The following is a 5,624-nucleotide window of genomic DNA, read 5'->3' on the forward strand; positions in this document are numbered from 1 at the left end:
TCGGCCGCAAGCTGATCGCGGCCTTCGCCCCGCAGGACTGGTGCGGCACGATCCTGGCGATCGACCGGGCCCCGCCCGAACCGGGCTTCGGCACCGACAAGGCCCGGGCTGTCACCGGCGACCTGACCGACCGCGCCGATCCCGCCTGGCGCCAGGCGATCGAACAGGCGGATGCGATCATCCATCTGGCCGCACAGGTTCCCTATCCCGAGGCGACCTGGGTCGATTCCGCAGCGTCGTTCGACATGACGATCAATGTGGTGGCCGCGGCCCGGGAGGGACGGCCGCGCCGGCTGGTGTTCGCCACCTCGAACCACGTCATGGGCCGCTACAAGGACCTGCCCGAGGCGGAACTAGCGGGCTCGCTGCGGCCGGACACCCCGCCCAGGGTCGGCACGCTCTGGGACAGCGGCAGCGGGGTGCAGGATTCGACCGCCTATGCCACGGCCAAGCTGATGGGCGAGCGCCTGTGCGTGATGGAGTCCGAGCAGGGTGGCCTCACCGCGGTCGCCCTGCGCATCGGCTGGTGCCAGCCGGGCGAGAATCATCCGCGCACCATCACCGGCACGGGCACGCCGCAGCAGAGCGCCGATGCGCTGGACGAGGCCGGCCAGCGCGCGTTGCGCTGGTTCCGCAACATGTGGCTGTCCAACCGGGATCTGGTCGGCGTGGTGCAGGGCGCGGTCCTGGCCGACGCGGCCGGCTGGCCCGCTCCCGGCATCATCGTGAACGCCATGTCGGCCAACATGGGCGCCCCATGGGACCTGGGGCCGACCGAGGCACTACTGGGCTACCGGCCGAAGGACGACGTCTGGCAGGTGCTGGGCGGCACGGCCTAGCCGTTCCGGCAGGTCTGGATGCGCAAGCGGCCGCGGGAATACCCGCGGCCGCAGCTCGAACGTCGATTGATCAGGACAGCGTCGGGCAGGAACTCGCGCTGTATCTACTCGCTGTAGTTGTTATCCGGCTGGTAATCATCCGTGTCCTGGAAGATGTCGCACTTCTCATCCCGATTGTGCTTCACCTTCTTCAGATACACGCCTCGATACTCATACTGGCCGGAACTGTTGTGGTCATCGAAGGCCTGATAGGAGATGGTGCATCTCCAGGTATCGGGCGCCGCTTGCGCCTGCCTGGACGTGCATTCCCAGTGGATCGGGCTGTAGTAGGGGCCGCCTTCCGGCCCGTAGCCGCGCTCTTCCGGATCGCGCACGAAATAGGACGTGCCGCCCAGGTGGGCGCCCTTGGGCTGCTTCCAGGAATAGTTCGACGTCACGATGGCGCCGTCGAACACTGCCATGACCGTATGGGCGTCACTGTTGGAATTGTGGCCGGAGCCACCCTCCCAGTAGGTGTGCTTGCCGTCCGCGTCGTAGACGGTCTGCTTGCCGTTCGACCGCGTCGTCTTCAGATAGGAGTGGAAGGCCACGTCGAGCACGAGGCGTTCGGGCGAGTAGTAGCCCGGTTGATAGGCGTGGTTGTCATCCTTGTCGACGACCTTGTAGCAGACCTGGAAGTCGGTCGCCGCCGCCTGGCTGAACGGCGCGGCTACAAAGGCGGCGAGGCTGAGGGCGACGGCGCTGGCTCTGTAGATGGTGGGCTGCACTGCGTTATCCTCCTGACTGATCGAAACCACTCTGGCAAATGGCGACAGTATTTCTGCCAAAAACATCAGCCGGCTTTCGCGCCGTTGCATCAAGACGGGCTTGCTACGGCTGACGTCCTTTCTGCGGCTTGACAGAACCTCGTTGCCACGCCAAATATGTTACCATGCTATCCTAGTCCCCTATTGATATTTATCACTCGTTCACACTTTGTTGATACAAATTCGTGTTGTAATTGACTTGAGAATTATTCTGCATACCAGGTCAATTCACGAGTTATGGTTTTATGATCTTTCGGAGCTGCCCGAGAAAGTAGAGGGCCGGTGAGCCGTCCGACACGGCATTCGCGGCCAGAAGACTCCTGCCACCCAGGAAAGCCTCGACAGAAACCGGTCGCGACGATCCGCCAGCGACTTCAGCAGTCGTCCAGGCAGAAGCTCCGGTCCGGGAATGGATCAGGTCAGCCTGCTCAGGCCCCTTCGAGCAACCGGCGCCACCGGCCGATCTCGCGCGCGAGGAAGTCGGAGAACACCCGCACTCGGGGTGCATGGCGCAGGTCCGGGTGGGTCAGGAGCCAGAGATCGTCGGCGAGCGCCGGGTCGGGCGGGGCGAGCCGGGTCAGGGTCGGCATCGTGTCGGCGATGAAGCAGGGCAGGTAGCCGATGCCGATCCCGGCCTGCACCGCCTCGGCCGCGCCCAGCACGGTGTTGACCTTGTAGACGATCCGCTCGGGCGCCACCTGGGCGCGGACGCGGCGGACGGCGTGCACGGTGGCGAGGTCATCGCCGAGCGAGACCCAGACGCGGCCATGCAGGTCCGGTTCGCCTTCCAGCGGGATCGGGAAATCGATGGCACGGCCATAAAGTGCCCAGGCGATCCTCGCCAGGCGGCGCCCTACCAGGTTCTCCGGCGGGTGCTCGGTGGCCCGGATCGCGACGTCGGCGTCGCGCTTGGACAGGTTGAGCGCTTGATTGGTCAGGACGACATCGAGGCACATGTCCGGGCAGGCTTGGCGGAACCGGGCGAACAGCGGCGTCAGCAGGTGGACGAGCAGGCTGTCGCTGGTGGTGACGCGCAGCTCGCCGGCGGGGCTGTTGCCGCGCCCTGCGAGCCTGCGGGTGACGGCGGTGATCTCCTCGTCCAGGCGCCCGGCCAGCGCCACGATCTCCTCGCCCGCGGCCGTCGGGACGTAGCCGGTGCGGTGACGCTCGAACAGGACGATGCCGAGCAGTTCCTCGATCTGGCGCAGGCGCCGAAACACGGTGGAGTGGTTCACACCGAGCTTCGCGGCGGCAGCAGGCAGCGTTCGTGTCTCCGCGACGGCGCGCACCACGCGGAGGTCGTCCCAGGCGAGCTTCTCGAACGCGTCGGCCATCGGATCCTGGTCATGCGGCGGGGCCGGCGACATGGCCGCCGGCCCCGGCAGCGGAACGGTGCCCGGCATCAGGCCACGCGGATCGCCGGCTTGCCAGTGCCCAGTGCCGGAACGACCGTCCGCTTCAGCGCGAAGGCGCCGTCGCCGGCGAGCGCCTGGGCAAGGGCGGCGACCGCCAGGAAAGCCGGGTACTCCCAGCCGCCGTTCGGGGCATTGAACACCCAGCCATTGGGGGCATGGATGACCAGGGCGCCCAGCAGGACCGGCAAGAGCAGCACCGAGACGAGCCGGCTGTGGAAGCCCACGAGGATGGCGATACCGCCGGCCGCCTCGGCCAGGATGATCGGCCAGGCAAGCAGGGCAGGCAGGCCGACGGAGCCGAGGAAGCTTTCGAAGCCGGCGACGGTGAAGACCGCGTACTTCAGGTAGGCGTGGGCGATGAACATGATGCCCAGTGCGGCGCGCAGGGCAAGCACACCGTAGGGAGCCAGACGCTGATCGATCATGGTGCGGATCCTCGAACTGATGGGTGATGGCTCGAATGTTCATCTTTCGAAGGCGCAATGCAAAATGCGGTTCTGCAGAGATGGCATTGCATCAAGGCAATGATTTGCTTCTGGCGGACAGAGCCCGACAGCCTATCTGCTGTGACGAGCAACGGCGGGGCCTCCCGTCCGGACAAGGAAAGCACCATGACCACCCACGGCATCCACCATGTCACGGCGATCGCCGGACCTGCCCGCCGCAGTCGTGACTTCTACGTCGACACGCTCGGCCTGCGCATGGTCAAGCGGACTGTCAATTTCGACGATCCCACCACCTATCACTTCTATTATGGCGATGAGGCGGGCAGCCCCGGCACCATCCTCACCCACTTCCCGTGGGAGCATGTGGCGGCCGGAAGGCTCGGCGTCGGCGAGACGGAGGAGACCGTGCTGCGCGTGCCGGAGGGCTCGCTCGGCTACTGGACCCAGCGCTTCCTGGAAAAGGGTGTGCCGCACGAGAACCCGGTCCGGCGCTTCGGCCAGACCGTCCTGACCTTCAAGGACCCGGACGGGATGCGCCTGGCATTGATCGCCCTGCCCGGCATCGAGAGCGAGCCGGCCTGGGGCAAGGGCAGCGTGCCGGCCGAGCATGCGATCCGCGGCATGCACGGCGTCCGCCTCCTTCTGGAGGACGATGCCGCGACCGGGGCAGTGCTGACCGACGTGCTGGGCTTCGAGAAGGGCGAGCGCGAGGGGTCGCTGGTGCGCTTCCAGGCGCCGGGCAACCCGGTCGGCGGGATCGTCGACATCCATGTGGTGCCGGGCTTCCTGCCAGCACGGATGGGCGGTGGCTCGGTGCATCATGTGGCGTTCCGCGCCGCCGACGATGCGGAGCAGGCGGCCATGGTCACGAGGCTGGCGCAGCACCACCGGATCGCCGCGACCGAGCAGAAGAACCGCGACTATTTCCGCTCGGTCTATTTCCGCGCCCCCGGCGGCACGATCTTCGAGATCGCGACCGACATCCCGGGCTTTGCCATCGACGAGGCGCCGGAAGCGCTCGGCACCGGCCTGCAGCTGCCGCGCTCCGTGCAGGGGCGCCGGGCGGAGCTCGAGGCCCTGCTGCCGGCCATCGACTGACGGAGAACAAATCCGATGACCGAGCTGTCCTTCCTCCATCGGTTCGAGCCGGGCACGCTGCCCGGCCGGCCGCCGGTCCTGCTGCTGCACGGCACCGGCGGCGACGAGACCGACCTCCTGCCGCTCGGCCGGACCGTGGCGCCCGGCTCGGCCCTGCTCTCGCCGCGCGGCAAGGTGCTGGAGCACGGCATGCCGCGCTTCTTCCGCCGTCTCGCCGAAGGCGTGTTCGACGAAGCAGACGTCCGGCGCCGTGCCGACGAGCTGGCCGATTTTGTCGCCGAGGCGCGTGCCGCCTATGGCCTGGAGGCACCGCTGGCGCTGGGTTTCTCCAACGGGGCCAACATCGCCGCAGCGACCCTCTTGCTGCGCCCGGAGGCGCTGGCTGGCGCCGTGCTGATCCGCGCCATGGTCCCGCTCGCAGAGCCGCCGGCGGCCGGTCTTGCCGGCAAGCCGGTGCTGCTGCTCTCGGGTAGCACCGATCCGCTCGTGCCGGCCGCGAACGCCGATCGCCTTGCCGACATGCTGGGATCGGCGGGTGCCGAAGTAGCGCACCGCACCCTGCCGGTCGGGCATGGCCTGTCCCAGGGCGACGTGACGCTCGCCGCGAAGTGGTTCGGGCAGCGCTGAGGCCGTTTCAGGCAAGCGCGGATGCGCTGGCCTCTCACCATCGAGAGATGGTGAGGTTTCAGCCGGACCGGCCCATGAGGGCTCGCAGCAGCGGCGACACCATGGGACCAAGATCGACCGATGGCATGGTTGCGCCAGCAGGTACCGATGGTGCCGGTCAGGATCTCCAGCGAGCACTGCATGGCAGGACCTGCGCCCGGGGACCCGCACTGCGACGTGATCGCCCGACGGCATCCGACGCTTGCAGGCAAAGAGCCGGGAGCGTCAGATGCTGGTTGGCTGGCGTGATGCAGGAGGAGAACAGGCCTGACTGCATCGCTTCTCGGGGCCCGCGAGTCTTTCAGACGTCGACGAGCGATGCTGTTGTCACTTTCGCGCGACTATCTCATCCGC

At 67.3% G+C, this 5,624-nt stretch carries 6 protein-coding genes; 3 read left to right on the forward strand and 3 right to left on the reverse strand.

What is annotated here, in order from left to right:
* On the forward strand, window positions 1-839 hold an 839-nt coding region (locus VNS22_RS25605), incomplete at its 5' end, for an NAD(P)-dependent oxidoreductase (protein ID WP_325737588.1).
* A 104-nt stretch (window positions 840-943) separates the two neighbouring features.
* Here VNS22_RS25605 and VNS22_RS25610 read toward each other — a convergent pair.
* The 3 genes from VNS22_RS25610 to VNS22_RS25620 form a co-directional block, all read right to left on the reverse strand.
* Complete coding sequence (locus tag VNS22_RS25610; RefSeq protein ID WP_325737590.1) at window positions 944-1,699, reverse strand: hypothetical protein; 756 nt, start codon at window positions 1,697-1,699, stop codon at window positions 944-946.
* A gap of 374 nt (window positions 1,700-2,073) precedes the next feature.
* Window positions 2,074-2,979, reverse strand: coding sequence for a LysR family transcriptional regulator (locus VNS22_RS25615; RefSeq protein ID WP_325737592.1), 906 nt, complete (start codon window positions 2,977-2,979; stop codon window positions 2,074-2,076).
* A gap of 68 nt (window positions 2,980-3,047) precedes the next feature.
* On the reverse strand, window positions 3,048-3,485 hold the full coding sequence (locus VNS22_RS25620) for a DoxX family protein (RefSeq protein WP_325737593.1): 438 nt from the start codon (window positions 3,483-3,485) through the stop codon (window positions 3,048-3,050).
* 186 nt (window positions 3,486-3,671) lie between these two features.
* Here VNS22_RS25620 and VNS22_RS25625 point away from each other — a divergent pair, with 186 nt between their 5' ends.
* Together VNS22_RS25625 and VNS22_RS25630 are read left to right on the forward strand one after the other, a co-directional pair.
* Complete coding sequence (locus tag VNS22_RS25625; RefSeq protein WP_325737594.1) at window positions 3,672-4,604, forward strand: ring-cleaving dioxygenase; 933 nt, start codon at window positions 3,672-3,674, stop codon at window positions 4,602-4,604.
* Between the two features lie 15 nt (window positions 4,605-4,619).
* A complete protein-coding gene (locus tag VNS22_RS25630; protein ID WP_325737595.1) occupies window positions 4,620-5,231 on the forward strand; it encodes an alpha/beta hydrolase in 612 nt (203 codons plus the stop codon).
* Window positions 5,232-5,624: the final 393 nt, after the last annotated feature.

The organism is Geminicoccus sp., from assembly GCF_035556675.1.
Lineage (GTDB): Bacteria > Pseudomonadota > Alphaproteobacteria > Geminicoccales > Geminicoccaceae > Geminicoccus.